This is a genomic window from Paenibacillus sp. IHB B 3084 (assembly GCF_001447315.1).
Lineage (GTDB): Bacteria > Bacillota > Bacilli > Paenibacillales > Paenibacillaceae > Paenibacillus.
Map to the genome: position 1 here is coordinate 4,054,681 of NZ_CP013203.1, position 19,809 is coordinate 4,074,489.

Below are 19,809 nucleotides of genomic sequence, written 5' to 3' on the forward strand. Positions count from 1 at the left end.
GGATCCTTTTGACTGGATGCCCGCAAGGGAATCCGGTTGAGAGGATTTTTTGTTTGTATGGGGTCATTCGCCCGGGAAGTGCATAGGATGTAATAACAGAAGCCGGGCGTTTACCTATCCTGCCCGAACGAATGTCTAGGAGGTTTGTGACCTGTGAAAATACACATCGTCAAGAAAGGCGACACACTGTACTTGCTTGCCCAGAAATATAATGTGTCACTCGAAAAAGTTATTGCGGCCAATCCCCAATTGGCTGACCCGAATCAGTTAAGTATCGGCGAGAAAATCAAAATTCCGGCAGACCCTGTTGCGATGCAAGAACAGCCATCAACGGTTTATCAGCACAAAGTCAAGCAGGGTGATTCGTTGTGGAAGTTGTCCAAGGCATGGGGAGTCCCGCTCAAGCTAATTATTGATGCCAATTCCCAACTTAAAAACCCGAACGCTCTACTGGTCGGAGAAACCGTCAATATTCCTCAATACAAAGGGGAATCATCCAGTCCTGCTACAGGCAAAAAAAATACCGGAGCCAAACAAGGGATGACGCAACCAAAGCCCGAGTCACCAGCAGAGCCGTCAAACAAACAACAACTCACCCAACCAAAAGAAGAACTCACTCAACCAAAAGAGCAACTAACTCAGCCGAATATGGAAAACGTGCCTAAGCCTAACGAGCAGTGGACGCAGCCTAATGAAACCGTGAATCCTCCCAAGCTTCCCGAATTAAAGCTACCCGAGGTACCTATGCCTGTGGCACCTGTGAATCCTGCTCCACCTCAACCTGTAGCTTACCAACCGGTTCAGCCCAAGCCCCAGTTGCCTGCAAATGTTGAGCTAAAGCCTGTAGCTGAAAAATTTTGCGGTTGCACGAACTCGGAATCAGTAGCGACCAATTCCCAATGGTCAGTACAACAGCCGACGCATGATTACAACTCACCAGCAAGTACGGGACCAAACTCATGGTACCCGGGCATCGGGGCTGCCCAGCCATGGGAGAATGCTCCAGTAAATACTTCCTTTGTAGAGCAATGGTCTTCTTCCGTAGCCCCTAACCAGGGATATCAGCATGACTGTGAACACCCATGGAGTTGGGGACCTGTACAAACAGCGCCTATAAATGTCCAACCGACACCATATCCTGTTTATCCGGACTGCACATCCCCGGGGTATCATCCAAGCTATGAAGCGGCTGAGAATGCATCCTATCCTGTCTATCCTCCATTTATCCATCAAGGTTACCCGCAGCATCCTGAGAGCGCAGTCCAAGGTAGTCAGTGGGGACATGAATGGGGACCACCTCATCACGGTCTACCTACAGGTGGGTATATATCCGACTATAGCCAGCTACAAGGGCAACAGTCGGCGAATCTACCGCATCATTCGTTCGCCCATGAGAATGCACCTGTGTATCCTTTAGAGGGATATACTACCCCTTATATGTTTTTGCCTGACTGTGGCTGCCGGGAGGGGAATGTGAAGTCAGTACCAGCATTCTCGGGAACGCAGGGAGATGGAAAAAGTCTGAATATCGGAACCCAAAACGAAGCTAATTCTGCTTCTGCCAAGCATAAAGATAGCAACGTGCGTAAAGGCAAGGGAAAAGACACCTCGGGCAGTACGGCCAAAGAAGAGACATCCAAAGTCAAGGTTTCGGGTAAAAATGGTACTGCTAAAAATCAAAAGTCCCACAAGACGGTAGCGGCAGCTTCCCATTCTTCGGCCAGCAGTTCCCGCTCTCGCAGAAATCCCTGGATTAAGGACTGACAAAAGGGAATTTAAAAGTAGAGATAACCTTTATGAAGGTGAAATCAGCCTATGTAGCCTAAAAGAGTGAAATGATAAAATAGAGAGACTGTTATTCCTCAGAAACGGAATGACGGTCTCTTTTTCGATTAGCAGCAAGCGAATTTGGGTACAGGAAACCAATTAAAAAAAGGTGTTGCTAAGTATAAGCATAATATGATATATTCTTATAGCTGTCTTTTCTGAGATGGTTAGCAACACAAAGCAGAATGAAAATGTTTAAAAAATTCTCTTGAAAAAAAGTGTTGCAAAGCTTTGGAAAACATGATATATTATTTAAGTCGCCGCTGAGATGCGGTGGTGAAACGAAGTAAGGCAAAAGTAAGACATCATGTAGGTTTGATCTTTGAAAACTGAACAACGAGTGAGTACATGATTTTGTTCGCAAAATCAGCCACGAAGATTTCGGTGCACACCGCAAGGTTGTATGAAATCGGAGTGTAAAAGAGATATTTTATCTCGTCAGTTTCAAAATGAGCATATCGCTCTTTCTATATACCAACTTCGGTTGGTCTTTAATGGAGAGTTTGATCCTGGCTCAGGACGAACGCTGGCGGCGTGCCTAATACATGCAAGTCGAGCGGGGTTGTTGTAGAAGCTTGCTTCTACAACAACCTAGCGGCGGACGGGTGAGTAACACGTAGGCAACCTGCCTATCAGACTGGGATAACTACCGGAAACGGTAGCTAATACCGGATACATCCTTTCCCTGCATGGGGAGGGGAGGAAAGACGGAGCAATCTGTCACTGATGGATGGGCCTGCGGCGCATTAGCTAGTTGGTGGGGTAATGGCCTACCAAGGCGACGATGCGTAGCCGACCTGAGAGGGTGATCGGCCACACTGGGACTGAGACACGGCCCAGACTCCTACGGGAGGCAGCAGTAGGGAATCTTCCGCAATGGGCGAAAGCCTGACGGAGCAACGCCGCGTGAGTGATGAAGGTTTTCGGATCGTAAAGCTCTGTTGCCAGGGAAGAACGTCTTGTAGAGTAACTGCTACAAGAGTGACGGTACCTGAGAAGAAAGCCCCGGCTAACTACGTGCCAGCAGCCGCGGTAATACGTAGGGGGCAAGCGTTGTCCGGAATTATTGGGCGTAAAGCGCGCGCAGGCGGCTCTTTAAGTCTGGTGTTTAATCCCGAGGCTCAACTTCGGGTCGCACTGGAAACTGGGGAGCTTGAGTGCAGAAGAGGAGAGTGGAATTCCACGTGTAGCGGTGAAATGCGTAGATATGTGGAGGAACACCAGTGGCGAAGGCGACTCTCTGGGCTGTAACTGACGCTGAGGCGCGAAAGCGTGGGGAGCAAACAGGATTAGATACCCTGGTAGTCCACGCCGTAAACGATGAATGCTAGGTGTTAGGGGTTTCGATACCCTTGGTGCCGAAGTTAACACATTAAGCATTCCGCCTGGGGAGTACGGTCGCAAGACTGAAACTCAAAGGAATTGACGGGGACCCGCACAAGCAGTGGAGTATGTGGTTTAATTCGAAGCAACGCGAAGAACCTTACCAGGTCTTGACATCCCCCTGATCGGTCTAGAGATAGACCTTTCCTTCGGGACAGGGGAGACAGGTGGTGCATGGTTGTCGTCAGCTCGTGTCGTGAGATGTTGGGTTAAGTCCCGCAACGAGCGCAACCCTTATGCTTAGTTGCCAGCAGGTCAAGCTGGGCACTCTAAGCAGACTGCCGGTGACAAACCGGAGGAAGGTGGGGATGACGTCAAATCATCATGCCCCTTATGACCTGGGCTACACACGTACTACAATGGCCGGTACAACGGGAAGCGAAAGAGCGATCTGGAGCGAATCCTAGAAAAGCCGGTCTCAGTTCGGATTGCAGGCTGCAACTCGCCTGCATGAAGTCGGAATTGCTAGTAATCGCGGATCAGCATGCCGCGGTGAATACGTTCCCGGGTCTTGTACACACCGCCCGTCACACCACGAGAGTTTACAACACCCGAAGTCGGTGGGGTAACCCGCAAGGGAGCCAGCCGCCGAAGGTGGGGTAGATGATTGGGGTGAAGTCGTAACAAGGTAGCCGTATCGGAAGGTGCGGCTGGATCACCTCCTTTCTATGGAGAATCGTTTCCTGCAACGGAAACATTCAAATATGAAGCGTAAGCTTCAAAAAAACTACTCACTCGTTGCTCAGTTTTGAGAGTTCAATCTCTCACATAGCGTTTCCAACATATACTTGTATTCAAGTGTTGAGGAATTTGATATGATATTCATCCGGCCTTAAAAACCGGAAAAGTGCACCTTGAAAACTGGATACCGAAACGAAATTGCGTTTTAGAATATTCCTTTACGCTGATCTTGTGTAAACAAGTGAAATAAAGGTAGCAGGTAAGGAAAGATCTTTTGCCTTTGGCAAACATCATTCTTTATCGAACATCGATATTTTCTTTCTTTGAAAGAAAAGTCTAGGTTAAGCTACAAAGAGCACACGGAGGATGCCTAGGCGCCAGGAGCCGACGAAGGACGTGGCGAACAACGATAAAGCCTCGGGGAGCTGTAAGCAAGCTTTGATCCGGGGATGTCCGAATGGGGAAACCCGGCTGTCTTCATCGACAGTCACTTTCTGCTGAATACATAGGCAGAACAGAGGCATACCAGGGGAACTGAAACATCTAAGTACCCTGAGGAAGAGAAAACAATAGTGATTCCGTCAGTAGCGGCGAGCGAACGCGGATTAGCCCAAACCAAGGAGCTTGCTCCTTGGGGTTGTGGGACGTCTCACATGGAGTTACAAAGGAACCGGTTAGATGAAGAGGTCTGGAAAGGCCCGCCAGAGAAGGTAAAAGCCCTGTAATTCAAAACCTGTTCCCTCCGAGACGGATCCCGAGTAGTGCGGGGCACGTGAAACCCCGTATGAATCCGGCAGGACCATCTGCCAAGGCTAAATACTCCCTGGCGACCGATAGTGAAGCAGTACCGTGAGGGAAAGGTGAAAAGCACCCCGGAAGGGGAGTGAAATAGATCCTGAAACCGTGTGCTTACAAGAAGTCAGAGCCCTATGTATGGGTGATGGCGTGCCTTTTGTAGAATGAACCGGCGAGTTACGTTCCCGTGCAAGGTTAAGGTGAAGAGCTGAAGCCGCAGCGAAAGCGAGTCTGAATAGGGCGAATGAGTACGTGGACGTAGACCCGAAACCGGGTGATCTACCCCTGTCCAGGGTGAAGGTGCGGTAACACGCACTGGAGGCCCGAACCCACGCATGTTGAAAAATGCGGGGATGAGGTGGGGTAGCGGAGAAATTCCAATCGAACCCGGAGATAGCTGGTTCTCCCCGAAATAGCTTTAGGGCTAGCCTCGGAAAAGAGAGTCGTGGAGGTAGAGCACTGATTGGGTGCGGGGCCCGCAAGGGTTACCAAGCTCAGTCAAACTCCGAATGCCATAGACTTAGTTCCGGGAGTCAGACAGTGAGTGCTAAGATCCATTGTCGAAAGGGAAACAGCCCAGACCATCAGCTAAGGTCCCCAAGTGTGTGTTAAGTGGGAAAGGATGTGGAGTTGCACAGACAACCAGGATGTTGGCTTAGAAGCAGCCACCATTGAAAGAGTGCGTAATAGCTCACTGGTCGAGTGACTCTGCGCCGAAAATGTAACGGGGCTAAACACGCCACCGAAGCTATGGCTTGATGCTATGCATCAGGGGTAGGGGAGCGTTGAATGCGGGTTGAAGGTGTACCGTAAGGAGCGCTGGACTGCATTCAAGTGAGAATGCCGGTATGAGTAACGAAAAGATCTGTGAGAATCAGATCCGCCGAAAGCCTAAGGGTTCCTGAGGAAGGTTCGTCCGCTCAGGGTAAGTCGGGACCTAAGGCGAGGCCGATAGGCGTAGTCGAAGGACAACAGGTCGAAATTCCTGTACCACCGTAATCCGTTATGAGCAATGGGGTGACGCAGTAGGGTAGTGACGCGGACTGATGGATGTCCGTCTAAGCAGTGAGGCTGGTGTGTAGGCAAATCCGCACATCGTAAGGCTGGGCTGTGATGGGGAGCGAAAATTACAGTAGCGAAGGTCATGATCTCAGACTGCCAAGAAAAGCCTCTAGCCAGGAGAAGGTGCCCGTACCGCAAACCGACACAGGTAGGCGAGAAGAGAATTCTAAGGCGCGCGGAAGAACTCTCGTTAAGGAACTCGGCAAAATGACCCCGTAACTTCGGGAGAAGGGGTGCCTCGGTAGGGTGAATAGCCCGAGGGGGCCGCAGTGAAAAGGCCCAAGCGACTGTTTAGCAAAAACACAGGTCTGTGCGAAGCCGCAAGGCGAAGTATACGGGCTGACGCCTGCCCGGTGCTGGAAGGTTAAGGGGAGTGGTTAGTCCTTCGGGGCGAAGCTATGAACCGAAGCCCCAGTAAACGGCGGCCGTAACTATAACGGTCCTAAGGTAGCGAAATTCCTTGTCAGGTAAATTCTGACCCGCACGAATGGCGTAACGACTTGGGCGCTGTCTCAACGAGAGATCCGGTGAAATTTTAATACCTGTGAAGATGCAGGTTACCCGCGACAAGACGGAAAGACCCCATGGAGCTTTACTGCAGCTTGATATTGAATTTGGGTACGATCTGTACAGGATAGGTGGGAGCCTAAGAGACTTGAGCGCCAGCTTGAGAGGAGGCATCCTTGGGATACCACCCTGATCGTATCTAGGTTCTAACTTGGTACCGTGATCCGGTACGAGGACAGTGTCAGGTGGGCAGTTTGACTGGGGCGGTCGCCTCCTAAAGAGTAACGGAGGCGCCCCAAGGTTCCCTCAGAATGGTTGGAAATCATTCGAAGAGTGCAAAGGCAGAAGGGAGCTTGACTGCGAGACCTACAAGTCGAGCAGGGACGAAAGTCGGGCTTAGTGATCCGGTGGTACCGCATGGAAGGGCCATCGCTCAACGGATAAAAGCTACCCTGGGGATAACAGGCTTATCTCCCCCAAGAGTCCACATCGACGGGGAGGTTTGGCACCTCGATGTCGGCTCATCGCATCCTGGGGCTGAAGTAGGTCCCAAGGGTTGGGCTGTTCGCCCATTAAAGCGGTACGCGAGCTGGGTTCAGAACGTCGTGAGACAGTTCGGTCCCTATCTGTCGTGGGCGTAGGAAATTTGAGAGGAGCTGTCCTTAGTACGAGAGGACCGGGATGGACGTACCGCTGGTGTACCAGTTGTTCCGCCAGGAGCACCGCTGGGTAGCTATGTACGGAAGGGATAAGCGCTGAAAGCATCTAAGCGTGAAGCCCCCCTCAAGATGAGATTTCCCAGTATGTAAGACCCCTTGAAGACGACGAGGTAGATAGGTTGGGGGTGGAAGTGCAGTAATGCATGGAGCTGACCAATACTAATCGGTCGAGGGCTTATCCTAAAGAATAAAATGCAATGGAGTTTCGGATCCAGTTTTCAGGGTGTAACACCTTGAAAGTATGTAGAAGATACATACGTATAGGCGAATTTACGATGTAAATTCATGTTTGGTGGCGATAGCGGAGGGGTTCCACACGTACCCATCCCGAACACGACCGTTAAGCCCTCCAGCGCCGATGGTACTTGGACCGCAGGGTCCTGGGAGAGTAGGACGTCGCCAAGCAAATCTTTATGATAACTATTCCCTGATAGCTCAGTTGGTAGAGCACTCGACTGTTAATCGAGTTGTCACAGGTTCGAGTCCTGTTCGGGGAGCCATATGGAGAGGTGTCCGAGCTGGCCGAAGGAGCACGATTGGAAATCGTGTAGGCGCCAAAAGCGTCTCGAGGGTTCGAATCCCTCTCTCTCCGCCAGATATTATTTATTGTAAGGCCCGTTGGTCAAGCGGTTAAGACACCTCCCTTTCACGGAGGTAACAGGGGTTCGATTCCCCTACGGGTCATAATATGGAGGCTTAGCTCAGCTGGGAGAGCATCTGCCTTACAAGCAGAGGGTCGGGGGTTCGAGCCCCTCAGCCTCCACCATTTATTTCTTATATAGTATTCCCTAATATTATCGCGGGGTGGAGCAGTTCGGTAGCTCGTCGGGCTCATAACCCGAAGGTCACAGGTTCAAATCCTGTCCCCGCAACCAATTAACTTTCTTAATGGATCATTGTTATGGAACTGTGGTGTAGAGGCCTAACATGCCTGCCTGTCACGCAGGAGATCGCGGGTTCGAATCCCGTCAGTTCCGCCATTTTTACAAAGTTATACTACCCTGTTGGGAGCCATTAGCTCAGTTGGTAGAGCACCTGACTTTTAATCAGGGTGTCGAAGGTTCGAGTCCTTCATGGCTCACCACTCATGAACTCATATGTCATGGATATCATTGTATTGCGGACGTGGCTCAGCGGTAGAGCATCGCCTTGCCAAGGCGAGGGTCGCGGGTTCGATTCCCGTCGTCCGCTCCATATTTGCGCCCTTAGCTCAGCTGGATAGAGCGTTTGACTACGAATCAAAAGGCCGGGAGTTCGAATCTCTCAGGGCGCGCCATTTAACTTCATAAGCCGGTGTGGCGGAATTGGCAGACGCGCGCGACTCAAAATCGTGAGGGAAACCGTGGAGGTTCGAGTCCTCTCACCGGCATGTATTTCGGGATGTAGCTCAGCTTGGTAGAGCACCTGGTTTGGGACCAGGGGGTCGCATGTTCAAATCGTGTCATCCCGATTCAAAAGGAAAGTCGCTTGAAGAAGCGGCTTTTTTTGTTGTATTTGTTGTCTTTTTTTGTATAAATCAGTAATCGTCAGGCCACAATAACACAAAAAGTGGGACGGAAGGGATTACTGTGAAGCGATTAAGCTGGAAAAAACAAATTAAACGACGCTGGAAGCAGTGGAGAAGAACGGTGTGGGCCTGTATTATTTTTGGATCGGCTTGTTTGCTGGCAGGTTTCGGTATTCTGTTTTCACGTCATATGCAAACTATGCTGTCACAGCCCCTTGCTACTACCGTTATGGCGGACGTTGATACGGAGGAGCCTTCACACACGAGTCCGGCCGAAGTGCATTCCTCACAGGTGCAGATATTGCAAAGTATCCGTGCTTCGGGCATCAGTAGGAAGACTCATTTGTTAACCACCTATGTGTGTGGCACAGAGACGCTTTCCTTGGGAACGTTAAGTTCGCAGCAGTTAGAGAGCTTGCTGAAGCAGCATCCCGATTGGAAGGGACGGTTAAATACCAGAGGCGAAGTGTGGCTGGAGCGTAAGGTGGAGGATTTGTCGGAGTTATGCAAACAGCACGCCTACATGGGTATGAGTATGGATGGACAACTTACTTTGTTTGAAGGGCCGCCTAAAAAAGAAAAAGTAATTCGGACTTTCTTCCAGCTGGATGTGGGATCAATGGAGACGGCTCTGCCCGAGGGAGTGTATGAGCAGCTCCAGCAAGGAATCCGTGTGCAGGATATGAACGAATACAACAGTGTGATCTCTACTTTTAGTGATTTTGCAGTGGAACGAACACAGCGGGTATTGAAGCAGCAATATTGATTACATGCAAGAAAGAGGCGTGTAGGCTTTGCCCGGGGGGTGAGGCGTATAACGTCTCTTTTTTGTGTTGAACTTAGGATTAAACTTTTTACTCTATTAGATGCAAAGTTTTGTTATAATGAAATGAACGACACATATGTTCGCTTTGTTTAGCATTTGGCAATGATTATGGTTTTGATATTAAATCGTTGATGGCTAGTTAACGCCGTATTTTGGCGATAGGGGAGAGATTTTTTTGCGTTTTCTAGGAATTGATCCGGGTATTGCAATTGTGGGCTTTGGATTTGTGGACAAGATCGGCAGTAAGGTGGTTCCTGTTCAATATGGCTGTATCCAGACGGAGGCCCATACACCGGAAGAAGAGCGATTGCTTCATGTATATGAAGGCATGCTGCAATTGATTGATAAATATAAGCCTGATGCGGTAGCGCTGGAGAAGCTTTTTTTTAATCGTAACGTAACTACTGCGATGTCTGTAAGTCAGGCACGCGGCGTGCTGGTACTGGCTGCGAAGCAACGTGGTCTGCCTATAGGGGAATATACGCCTATGCAGGTGAAGCAGGCCATTGTAGGGTATGGAAAGGCTGAGAAAAAGCAAGTACAGGAAATGGTAAGAATGTTTCTGAAGCTTCAAGTCGTGCCCAAACCTGATGATGTGGCGGATGCTTTGGCAGTGGCTATTTGTCATGCACATTCATATGGACTAAATTCAAAATTAAATGAGGTATTGCGAAAATGATAGATTTCTTGCGTGGTTCTGTGGCTCACTTGGAAAATGAATATGTCGTATTGGATGTACAAGGGGTCGGGTACCGGGTATTTTGTCCGAACCCGTATGCCTTTGCTAAAACAGAAGGGCCGATTGTCATCTATATTCATCATCATGTAAGGGACGATGCTACTTTACTGTTCGGGTTTGCGACTCGTGAGGAACAACAGTTGTTCCGTAAGCTGATTGATGTATCCGGAATTGGGCCGCGTGTGGCGCTTGGTATTTTGGGAGGCGGTACGCCTACCCATGTGGTAACGGCAATCTATCAAGAGAACATCGCGTTTCTCACCAAGCTGCCGGGCATCGGTAAAAAGACGGCGCAACGCATGATTCTGGATTTGAAGGACAAGTTGGACGGCATCGGCTCAGTCGGGATTGCGACCGGATTGTTTGCGGAGCCTGTCGTGGAGGAAGGCGAGGGTTCCTATTGGAGCGAGGCACGAGAAGCACTTAAGGCGCTGGGCTACACAGATGCGGAGCTGGATAAGGTATGGAGCAGAATGAAGAAAGACGTGAAACCTGATGAATCTGCCGATATTTTGATGAAACGGGCTTTGCAACTGTTGTTTGCCGGATAGGACGATGATGTCCATTAAAAGAAGTCTGGTGAAAAGGAGGAGCGATGGAATATGGATGACCGGATTATTTCCGCCAATTTGATGATGGAAGACCAGACGGCGGAGCTAAGCCTTCGCCCCCGTTATCTGAACGAATATATCGGGCAAAATCAGGTGAAAGAAAATTTGAAAATATATATTGAAGCGGCCAAGATGCGTAAAGAGGCGCTGGATCATGTGCTGCTGTACGGTCCGCCTGGATTGGGCAAAACGACGCTCGCCAATATTATCGCCAACGAGCTGGGCGTTAATTTACGCACGACCTCAGGCCCAGCAATTGAAAGACCCGGAGATTTGGCAGCGTTGCTGACCAATCTTCAAGAGGGCGATGTTTTGTTCATTGACGAGATACATCGCCTGCACCGTACGGTGGAAGAAGTCATGTATCCGGCAATGGAGGATTTTGCACTGGACATTATGATTGGTAAAGGCCCGAGTGCGCGTTCAGTCCGTCTGGATTTGCCGCCCTTTACGCTTATCGGGGCTACTACGCGCGCTGGGCTGCTTTCTGCGCCGTTGCGTGACCGATTTGGTGTCATTAGTCGGTTGGAGTTCTATACGACAGACGAGCTGGCCTACATCGTATCAAGGAACGCGGATATTATGGAGATTGAAATTGTCGGGGATGCAGCCGAAGAAATCGCACTGCGTTCACGGGGGACGCCACGGATTGCGAATCGGCTGTTAAAAAGGGTGCGTGATTTTGCCCAAGTTGCCGGAGACGGTATTATTCATTCAGAGTTGGCCGCAGAGGCGTTAAAGAGACTGCAAATTGATCCGCGCGGACTGGATGAAATTGATCATAAAATGCTTAAGGCGATGATTCATTCATTCCGTGGCGGGCCTGTGGGATTGGATACAATTGCAGCGACCATTGGTGAAGAAAGTCAGACGATCGAGGACGTGTATGAGCCATATTTGTTGCAAATCGGCCTTCTGCAAAGAACGCCGCGGGGTCGGATGGTCACTCCAGCGGCTTATGCTCACCTCGGAATTCCCATGCCAACGGATTCAAGATGAGCAGGGAGTGTGTATTTTTATCACATGAGAACAGGCAGTAGCGGCTCTTACGGAGAAAAATGTAGCTGTGATTAGTTCTTAACGTGATTACACGGCTTTGACAAATATGACATTGCAGGACGGATGGTATGGAGAAAGAGAGTGCGTGAATTAAGATTTGAGCGGGTTCAAGTTTAGACGCATTTCGCCGATGTATTAAAAGGGACAGGTATGAGTCAAGTTCCCGCCAAATCATGCAGTATGCGTGCTATGACAGCCAGAAATGGGGGAGCCAGAAATGAGTGAAAAAGCGTTGAATCAAAGCACAATTTTCGGCACATGGGCGGGTCGGGCCAAACGGGCAACAGCGGCTATAGTATTAGCTGTAGTTTGCCTGCCTTGGTCTCCGACTGTTCACGCCGCTACTGCCCAAGAGGATATTCGTGTAGTGATCTTTGCGGATCTGGGCAGCAAATATAAAGCGACTGTACCCGCTGTAACCTTGAAATCATCAGGGGGCTGAGTGTTGGACAAAACAGTGGGGGTAGCTTTCAGTCTTGGACAGGACTTCCAGACAGTACGGCCCGTTTTAGTGTAGACAGCTATCGGGTGAAGGTACTGGAAGGAAATGAAGCGGCTGCGATAAAAGCAGCTCAAGCATTGCAGAAGACGAATGATAAACCGATGGTTTTTATTGGCTCGAAAAACGGTAGCTCTGTCTATCAGGTGTATGCAGGAATATATGCGAGTGAACAGGTGGCGCAGGCTGCTGTACAGCGTATTTCTACTGCAACCGGAGCACAGGCCGAAGTTACGGGGAACAAGCATTGGTCTACGGGAAACTACGGAAGCGAACAAGAGGCTAATCTCGTTCGAACGACGATTGCTGCCGCAGGTTTTGATGCTTTTACCGTCATTCAATCGAGAGGTCAATATGCTGTGTGGGTCGGAGAAGAGAGTAATGACAGCAAGTTGTCCGCTTTGAAAACAGAACTGGAAAGCAAGCAACCGCGACTTACGCTCTCTAAAGTCAACGCTACTCAAACCGGACTGATTGTGAGGCAGGAAGCAGGAGTAACGACAGGCTCTCAGGTGATGACTCATTACGTGCTGAGTGGTTCTGATAATAGCAAGGTTATGGTCAACGGAGGTAGCGATGGAATTCAAGTGGTCGAGAGATCACAGCGTACATATCGTGGCGACATGGAACTTGGCATGACGTCAGGACAACTGGCACTTGTTAACGAAGTGCCGTTGGAGCAGTATTTGTATTCCGTGGTAGGAGCTGAAGTCTATTCCTCGTGGTCGGCTGAAGCGCTCAAGGCTCAAGCGGTGGCGGCTCGCAGCTATGCGCTTGCCCAAGGCAATCGTTTTCAGATCGGGAACGTGGTGGATGGAACGTTAAGCCAGGCTTATAACGGCAAAGGCTCAGAGCATGCGAATGTTAGCGAGGCTGTAGATGCAACCGCTGGCGAAGTGATTAAAAGTGGTGGCAAGGTGGTCGAAGCTGTATTTTCGTCCAATGCGGGCGGCGTTACAGCGGATGCTTCCGAGGTGTGGAACAGTGGCGGCGAAGCGTTTGCCAGTATAGATAGCTCAGGGGATATTTCGGCGCAAAAAGGAGCACAAGAGTGGTATCACGTGCTTCTCTCCAGCGGAAAGACAGGCTATATCCGAGAAGATAATGTTAAGGAGTTGGAGGGAGTCACAGAGGCGGGGCTAGACAAAGTCACAGTGACTGCTGAAAATACCAATGTGCGTCCCATTCCTCAAATTCAATCAACCGTGGCAGCAGTAGCCAAGGCACAGCCCGGTGAAGAGATGATTGTATTGGAAAAGGTACCTCAATCCGGGGACTACGCATGGGTACGGGGGCCCTTTACGGCCGCTCAGCTTGTAAAATCCTTGCAAGGGAAAGTAACGGGCACAGCACCGTCCTCTATTGACCATCTCGATGTCACCAAACGCGGTCCGTCCGGGCGAGTGCTGGAGGTTGAAGTGAACGGGTCACCTTTAAAGGTGAAATATCCCGATATGTATCGTTCAGCAATGGGCGGATTGCCGAGCACGCTGTTTGATATTGCGAGTACCGGCAGTTATACTGTATTAGGCGCTGATGGGGCTACTACTCATGTAAATGGTACACAGGGAACTACAATCCTGTCGGCATCAGGGAGCAGCACTTCCAGTGGTAACGGGGTGATCGTCATGAATGAAGATCGTCATGCACGCGTCATCGACAAAACGCAGAGCTTTATTTTTACAGGCAAAGGGAATGGTCACGGTTTGGGATTGTCACAATGGGGAGCCAACGGTTTGGCTGATCAGGGGTATGATTACAAGAAAATTTTGCAACACTATTACAAAAACGTGGATATAGTTAAGGACTGACAATATATGAACGTAAACGACTACGATTTTGAATTACCTGAAACATTAATTGCACAGACACCTTTGCTTGATCGAAGTGCTTCCAGATTACTAACACTGAGCAAGGATAGCGGTGAAGTGGGTCATCATACATTTTCAGATATTGTGCAGTATCTTCAACCCGGCGATACGCTGGTGCTAAATGATACGCGAGTGATTCCTGCACGTTTGTTCGGTATCAAGGAAGACACGGGAGCTAAGGCCGAGGTGTTACTGCTCAAGCAACTGGAGGGTGACCGATGGGAAGCATTGGTAAAACCCGGCAAGAAGCTGAAAAAGGGCGCGGTTATCGTTTTTGGTGATGAGCTGAAGGCGGTCATTGAGGAAGAAGGAGATATGGGCGGAAGAGTGCTCTCATTCTCATATGAAGGTATTTTTCAGGAGATATTGGATCGTCTTGGACAAATGCCGCTTCCACCGTATATCAAGGAGCAACCGGATGACCGTGAGCGTTATCAGACGGTTTATGCCCGGCATGAAGGCTCAGCCGCAGCTCCAACCGCAGGGTTGCATTTTACAGAGGAATTGCTAGATCAAATTAGAGAAAAGGATGTTTCCATTGCCTTTGTCACCCTTCACGTCGGTTTAGGAACGTTCAGACCCATGTCTGTGGATACGATTGAAGAGCATGTGATGCATGAAGAATATTACTCATTGTCACAGGAAACGGCAGATGTGCTGAATGAAACCAAAGCGCGCGGCGGAAGAGTCGTGGCGGTGGGGACAACCAGTTGTCGGACGCTAGAGACGGTGGGCAATACATTCGGTGACGGATTATTACAGGCCAGCAGTGGCTGGACGCAGATTTTTATTTATCCAGGTTATGAATTCCGTGTGGTGGATGCGATGATTACAAATTTCCATTTGCCTAAATCCACATTGGTTATGCTGGTCAGTGCACTGGCGGGCAGGGAGAATATTATGCATGCTTACCAAGAGGCGATTGACCAGGAATATCGGTTTTTCAGCTTTGGGGACGCAATGTTCATTTATTAATTAAGGATGGTAGAGAAAATATGGCACCAGCAATAAGATACGAACATATTAAAACCTGCAAGCAATCGGGAGCCCGTCTCGGGCGTGTGCATACTCCTCACGGTGTTATTGAAACACCAACCTTTATGCCTGTAGGGACACAAGCTACAGTTAAAACGATGAGTCCTGAGGAACTAAAGGAAATGGATGCTCAAATTATTTTGAGTAATACGTACCATCTGTTTCTTCGTCCCGGTCATGATATTATTCGTGAAGCGGGTGGGCTGCACAAGTTTATGAACTGGGATCGTCCTATTTTAACGGACAGCGGCGGGTTTCAAGTGTTTTCATTGAGTGAAATGCGTAAAATTACGGAGGAGGGCGTTCATTTTCGCTCTCATTTGAATGGAGATAAGAAGTTTCTTTCGCCAGAAGTGGCAATGGAAATTCAAAACTCGCTCGGCTCGGATATCATGATGGCCTTTGATGAATGTCCTCCTTTTCCGGCTGAATATGAGTATGTGAAAAAGTCGTTGGAACGCACCAGCCGTTGGGCTGAGCGCTGTCTGGAGGCGCATGCGCGTCCTCATGATCAAGGGTTGTTTGCCATTGTTCAGGGGGGCATGCATGAAGATCTGCGCAAGCAGAGCGCGGCGGATTTGACTTCCATGGATTTCCCGGGGTATGCTATTGGTGGACTGAGCGTAGGTGAACCGAAGCATTTGATGTATGAAGTGCTGGATTATACGCTTCCTCTGCTTCCCACTAACAAGCCACGCTATTTGATGGGCGTAGGTTCACCGGATGCCTTGATTGAAGGCTCTATCCGTGGTGTGGATATGTTTGATTGCGTACTTCCAACACGAATTGCTCGCAATGGGACAACGATGACCAGCCAAGGTCGTCTTGTCGTTCGCAACGCCAAATATGCAAGAGATTTTGGCCCGCTTGATCCGGCTTGTGATTGCTATACCTGTCGTAATTATTCACGTGCTTACTTACGACACTTGATTAAAGCGGATGAAACCTTCGGGCTCCGACTGACAACGTATCATAATTTGCATTTCTTAATTCAATTGATGCGCAATGTCAGACAAGCGATTATGGATGACAGGCTGCTTGATTTCCGCGATGAATTTTTTGAGCAGTACGGTCTTCATGATAATGATAAAGGCTTTTAAGTTTTAGGGGAGAGTATACGAAGGGGGATTTAACATGTTTCATTTTGCTACAGCTGCTGCAACCGGTGGAACTGGAGGACTTTTTCAAATGATCTGGCCACTGGCGCTGATGTTTGTAATCTTCTATTTCTTGCTGATTCGTCCGAATCAGAAAAACAGAAGCAGCGTCAAACGATGCTTCAAGCCTTGAAAAAGGGCGATAAAGTCATTACGATCGGAGGTCTTCACGGTACGATTTTGGAGATTACGGATGATGTGGTTGTTTTGCGTGTGAATGATGTTACGAAGCTGACCTTTGATCGCAGCGCGATCAGCAATGCGATTGCAAAAGATACAGCTTCCGAGGAAGTTGTTTCCAAGTCATAGAATATTAGCATAACCATGCAAAAACCGAGCCTTTGAGAAGGGCTCGGTTTTTTGTGTTGTTTTGCCACATGCATTTTGATTATTTGCTCAGGTTAATCCCAAACATCCCGCCCCCTGCTCCGATGATAAAGGCAATTCCCAGATGCAAAAGATCCTTGGCGTTCATGCCTGCATCCAGTGCCAGAAAACCAACCAGCAGCACGATTAGCCCATACAGGATGCCTGTAATACCGCCTTGATACCAGCCTTTGTTCGTGGATCTTTTACCGGCGACGAAGCCGCCGGATACCATGGCGAATGCATGAACGATGTACGTATACAACGATAAATCCTGTTCCTGCATCTGTGTCAGCCACAAGAATAGCGAAAGGATAAATGCGCCAAGCAGCATCCATGCAAAAGCATAAAACAAGCCGGATAAAATGGGATGGGCCAGACGAAACGAACACCAGCGGCGAATGAGCTCCATTGATAATTCCTCCTGTACCAAGGTTTGAACTATTATAATTCTATGGCCAAGCCTCCCGGCTTAGTACCAAGTCGTAAGCAGTCTTTGTCTTTATTTCAATAATTTAACCTTTTGTTTTCTGTATGGTTGATATGAGGAACGGTCAGAATACGTGTACAATGAACGGCAAATGTCTTGTCGCAAGTACAGGAGAGGAGGCGGACATGTTGGGTCACGATATTTTTGCACTTATATTTCGAACGTTTCTCATGTACTTTATTGTATTTCTGGTTATGCGCTTAATGGGTAAACGGGAGATTGGAAAATTGTCTGTTTTTGACCTCGTGATATCCATTATGATTGCGGAAATCGCTGTATTCAGTTTGGAAGATATAGAGCGTCCGTTGTATGGAGGGCTGATTCCTTTGGGCGTGCTGCTGATTTTGCAGATCGGCATTTCGTATTTCAGTCTGAAAAGTCGACGACTGCGGCTGCTGTTTGATGGTAAGCCCAGTGTGTTGTTTTCCAACGGACAGGTAAATAAGGAAGAAATGCTGAAGCAACGCTACAATTTAGATGATCTGCTGTTACAACTTCGGGAACAAAATATCGAAGGCTTGGACGATGTAGAATATGTTATTTTGGAAACGACAGGTAAGCTCACGGTCATACGTAAAGATGATAACGTTGAAGATAGTGAATCTGAAAAGCAGAAGCAAAATTTAGGACAAACGAATTTGACAAACAATGATCAACAGGTGAATAAAGTCCATCCTTCGCCTCAAATCGGCGGGAAGTTTAGATATGAAGGCCTTCCCATTCCGTTGATTATGGATGGCAAGGTGCTGGATCGAAATTTGGAGCGTATGGATATGAACCGTTTTTGGCTTAAAAATCAGATTCAAGCTCAAGGTCATAAAGATTTTAAGGATGTTTTCTTGTGCTCGGTTAACCATAAAGGCGATGTATATATTACACCACCGGCCTTTGGGGAATCCTCGGATTAAACCTGTTATGCTTTAAACCATCTTCTTAGGATGGGGATACGGGTGAGATTGTCCCAATCAATCATTTTGGTCAGAGTCATCAGAAAAAGGTACAGAATAATGCCCAAGCCTGCGGCAAAAAGAAATTGCAGCCACATTTGATCGAAAACCGTTAGATGTCTGTAAGCATATAAGACCGTAGCCGCCATGATAATCATGCCCACACCGGTTTTCCAGAAATCAAGCAACCGCACACGAAACCGAAGCAGTCTGCTTACACTGAAGCCATGCAAAAGGGTGACTATGGTACTGTTGATACAAATAGCGATGACAGCTCCATAGATACCGTATTGAGGCTGGGAAGCAAGCCAGACAATAAGCGCGATTTTGATAACGGCTCCGACAAAGGTATTGAATAAGGCACTTCCGGGACGATCTAGAGCCTGAAGTGCTGCCTGAAGCGGGGCCTGAATGTACATAAAAAGAGCGAAGGGAGCCATGAGCTTAAGCATGCCCGCAATGTCGCCATTGTTATAGAGTAACAGGCACAGAGGCTCTGCCAGTACGTACATGATGACAGCAAATGGGGCTCCTGCAACCAAAGCAAGCCGGAGGGATTGATGCAACCGTTTATGAATGGCTGTGATTTGTCCATTGGCAGCAGCTTCGGATAAGGAAGGTACAAGGGAAACAGCCAGCGAACTGGTGAGGACACCGGGTAGTAATAACACTGGAATGACCATACCCTGCATAGCCCCGTATTGGGCGGTTGCCACTCCAGTTGCAATACCTGCTACGGCCAGACTGCGCATACATAGAATGGATTCAAGCAAATAGGACAACGACCCCACAAGTCTTCCGGCTGTTACGGGAACCGATATAGACAGAAGTCGTGACAACACAGACGGTTGTTCGGAATGAGCTGCTGAAGGTGAAGATACCTCCGGTTGTAGGGGTACATGATCTTTTCGCTGGTTCCATTTGTATTGCCATAGAAGCACAATCATGCCGATGAGTTCACCCGCCAGTGCACCGAGCATCGCCCCTGCAGCAGCGTAGGCCACGCCATGCGGAAGGAGCAGGTAAGCAAACCAGATGACGCAAAAAATGCGCATGACAGTCTCGGCAATGGAGGAGCTTGCGGACGGAATCATATTTTGTTTCCCCTGAAAATAGCCTCTGTAGGCAGAGGAAACAGCAACAATAACAATCATTGGACTCATGCTGACAAATGTATAATATACACGGCTGTCTGTCAGCAGGTGGCTTGTAATCCAAGGGGCAAAGAGAAGACAGAGCACCATGGCAAGCAGGCTGAGTGTAACAGTGAAGCGCAGGCTGGTGTGCAAAATACGCCGTGACATTTCGGGTTGACCCGCAGTTTCAGACTCGGCTACTAGCTTGGCTACGGCAAGCGGTATGCCCCCGGTAATAAGGGTTACCAGCACGATAAAAAAGGGATACCCCTGTTGGTACAAGCCGACTCCTTCGGGACCGATAATACGCGGGAGCGCGATTCGCGGAATAAAACCCAGCAGCCGATTGATAATTCCAGCTGCTAATAAAATAATTGCTCCATGGATGAATGTCTGCTTTTTCAATCGCAACTCCCTCTTCCCCAAAAATGAATTCCGCGTCTATGTGTTACTGTAAAAGATATGCCGGACCTGTCCATGTTCATGACAAGCTTTTCCGACTGAAAGCAGAGGGATCAGGACAACAAGAGGGGGAGTGGTGAATTCTGCTATTGACGATCGAAATGAATGCATATATTGTTGGTTTACGGCT

At 48.8% G+C, this 19,809-nt stretch carries 10 protein-coding genes, 11 tRNA genes, 3 rRNA genes and 2 pseudogenes; 24 read left to right on the plus strand and 2 right to left on the minus strand.

Annotated elements, in window-relative coordinates:
- Positions 1 to 153 precede the first annotated feature (153 nt).
- The 23 genes and pseudogenes from ASL14_RS19015 to yajC all read left to right on the plus strand — a co-directional run bounded on the left by ASL14_RS19015 (position 154) and on the right by yajC (position 16,587).
- Positions 154 to 1,764 (plus strand): LysM peptidoglycan-binding domain-containing protein, encoded by a 1,611-nt coding sequence (locus ASL14_RS19015; RefSeq protein WP_134913047.1) that lies wholly within the window; start codon positions 154 to 156, stop codon positions 1,762 to 1,764.
- Positions 1,765 to 2,318: 554 nt separating this feature from the next.
- Positions 2,319 to 3,876: ribosomal RNA gene (locus ASL14_RS19020) — 16S ribosomal RNA — on the plus strand.
- A 354-nt stretch (positions 3,877 to 4,230) separates the two neighbouring features.
- Positions 4,231 to 7,157 (plus strand): 23S ribosomal RNA (locus ASL14_RS19025).
- Positions 7,158 to 7,262: 105 nt separating this feature from the next.
- A 5S ribosomal RNA gene (rrf, locus tag ASL14_RS19030) occupies positions 7,263 to 7,379 on the plus strand.
- Together the 16S, 23S and 5S rRNA genes with 11 tRNA genes alongside form the textbook arrangement of a ribosomal RNA operon.
- Positions 7,380 to 7,398: 19 nt before the next feature.
- Positions 7,399 to 7,474 (plus strand) — tRNA-Asn (locus tag ASL14_RS19035).
- A gap of 3 nt (positions 7,475 to 7,477) precedes the next feature.
- Positions 7,478 to 7,569 (plus strand) — tRNA-Ser (locus ASL14_RS19040).
- A 17-nt stretch (positions 7,570 to 7,586) separates the two neighbouring features.
- Positions 7,587 to 7,658: transfer RNA gene (locus ASL14_RS19045), tRNA-Glu, on the plus strand.
- Positions 7,659 to 7,664: 6 nt separating this feature from the next.
- Positions 7,665 to 7,740 (plus strand) — tRNA-Val (locus tag ASL14_RS19050).
- A 32-nt stretch (positions 7,741 to 7,772) separates the two neighbouring features.
- Positions 7,773 to 7,849, plus strand: a tRNA-Met gene (locus tag ASL14_RS19055).
- A 28-nt stretch (positions 7,850 to 7,877) separates the two neighbouring features.
- Positions 7,878 to 7,954, plus strand: a tRNA-Asp gene (locus ASL14_RS19060).
- 28 nt (positions 7,955 to 7,982) lie between these two features.
- A tRNA-Lys gene (locus ASL14_RS19065) sits at positions 7,983 to 8,058 on the plus strand.
- A gap of 35 nt (positions 8,059 to 8,093) precedes the next feature.
- A tRNA-Gly gene (locus ASL14_RS19070) sits at positions 8,094 to 8,168 on the plus strand.
- Positions 8,169 to 8,173: 5 nt separating this feature from the next.
- A tRNA-Arg gene (locus ASL14_RS19075) sits at positions 8,174 to 8,250 on the plus strand.
- A gap of 13 nt (positions 8,251 to 8,263) precedes the next feature.
- Positions 8,264 to 8,343 (plus strand) — tRNA-Leu (locus tag ASL14_RS19080).
- Positions 8,344 to 8,350: 7 nt separating this feature from the next.
- A tRNA-Pro gene (locus ASL14_RS19085) sits at positions 8,351 to 8,424 on the plus strand.
- 118 nt (positions 8,425 to 8,542) lie between these two features.
- Positions 8,543 to 9,247 carry a BofC C-terminal domain-containing protein gene (locus tag ASL14_RS19090; RefSeq protein ID WP_134913048.1) on the plus strand — a complete coding sequence of 235 codons (705 nt, stop codon included), beginning with the start codon at positions 8,543 to 8,545 and terminating at the stop codon, positions 9,245 to 9,247.
- 235 nt (positions 9,248 to 9,482) lie between these two features.
- Positions 9,483 to 9,986, plus strand: coding sequence for a crossover junction endodeoxyribonuclease RuvC (gene ruvC, locus ASL14_RS19095; protein WP_014282985.1), 504 nt, complete (start codon positions 9,483 to 9,485; stop codon positions 9,984 to 9,986).
- Entirely contained in the window at positions 9,983 to 10,597 is a 615-nt protein-coding gene (gene ruvA, locus ASL14_RS19100; RefSeq protein WP_134913049.1) for a Holliday junction branch migration protein RuvA, read from the plus strand. The genes ruvC and ruvA overlap by 4 nt, the downstream gene beginning before the upstream one ends.
- Positions 10,598 to 10,648: 51 nt before the next feature.
- Positions 10,649 to 11,656, plus strand: a complete 1,008-nt coding sequence (gene ruvB / locus ASL14_RS19105; RefSeq protein ID WP_025681892.1) for a Holliday junction branch migration DNA helicase RuvB — start codon at positions 10,649 to 10,651, stop codon at positions 11,654 to 11,656.
- Positions 11,657 to 11,933: 277 nt separating this feature from the next.
- A pseudogene (locus ASL14_RS19110) lies at positions 11,934 to 14,026 on the plus strand (SpoIID/LytB domain-containing protein).
- A 6-nt stretch (positions 14,027 to 14,032) separates the two neighbouring features.
- Positions 14,033 to 15,061 carry a tRNA preQ1(34) S-adenosylmethionine ribosyltransferase-isomerase QueA gene (queA, locus tag ASL14_RS19115; RefSeq protein WP_134913050.1) on the plus strand — a complete coding sequence of 343 codons (1,029 nt, stop codon included), beginning with the start codon at positions 14,033 to 14,035 and terminating at the stop codon, positions 15,059 to 15,061.
- 20 nt (positions 15,062 to 15,081) lie between these two features.
- Positions 15,082 to 16,221, plus strand: a complete 1,140-nt coding sequence (gene tgt / locus ASL14_RS19120; RefSeq protein WP_134913051.1) for a tRNA guanosine(34) transglycosylase Tgt — start codon at positions 15,082 to 15,084, stop codon at positions 16,219 to 16,221.
- 34 nt (positions 16,222 to 16,255) lie between these two features.
- Positions 16,256 to 16,587: pseudogene (gene yajC / locus ASL14_RS19125) on the plus strand (preprotein translocase subunit YajC).
- 79 nt (positions 16,588 to 16,666) lie between these two features.
- Here yajC and ASL14_RS19130 read toward each other — a convergent pair.
- Positions 16,667 to 17,056 (minus strand): TIGR04086 family membrane protein, encoded by a 390-nt coding sequence (locus ASL14_RS19130; protein WP_134913052.1) that lies wholly within the window; start codon positions 17,054 to 17,056, stop codon positions 16,667 to 16,669.
- A 206-nt stretch (positions 17,057 to 17,262) separates the two neighbouring features.
- On the opposite strand from ASL14_RS19130, the gene ASL14_RS19135 reads away from it, so the two are divergent.
- Positions 17,263 to 18,042: a YetF domain-containing protein gene (locus tag ASL14_RS19135; RefSeq protein WP_134914575.1), complete on the plus strand. Its 780-nt coding sequence runs from the start codon at positions 17,263 to 17,265 to the stop codon at positions 18,040 to 18,042.
- Between the two features lie 5 nt (positions 18,043 to 18,047).
- Here the strand turns inward: ASL14_RS19135 and spoVB are convergent, their stop codons facing one another.
- Positions 18,048 to 19,622: a stage V sporulation protein B gene (gene spoVB, locus ASL14_RS19140; RefSeq protein WP_134913053.1), complete on the minus strand. Its 1,575-nt coding sequence runs from the start codon at positions 19,620 to 19,622 to the stop codon at positions 18,048 to 18,050.
- Positions 19,623 to 19,809: the final 187 nt, after the last annotated feature.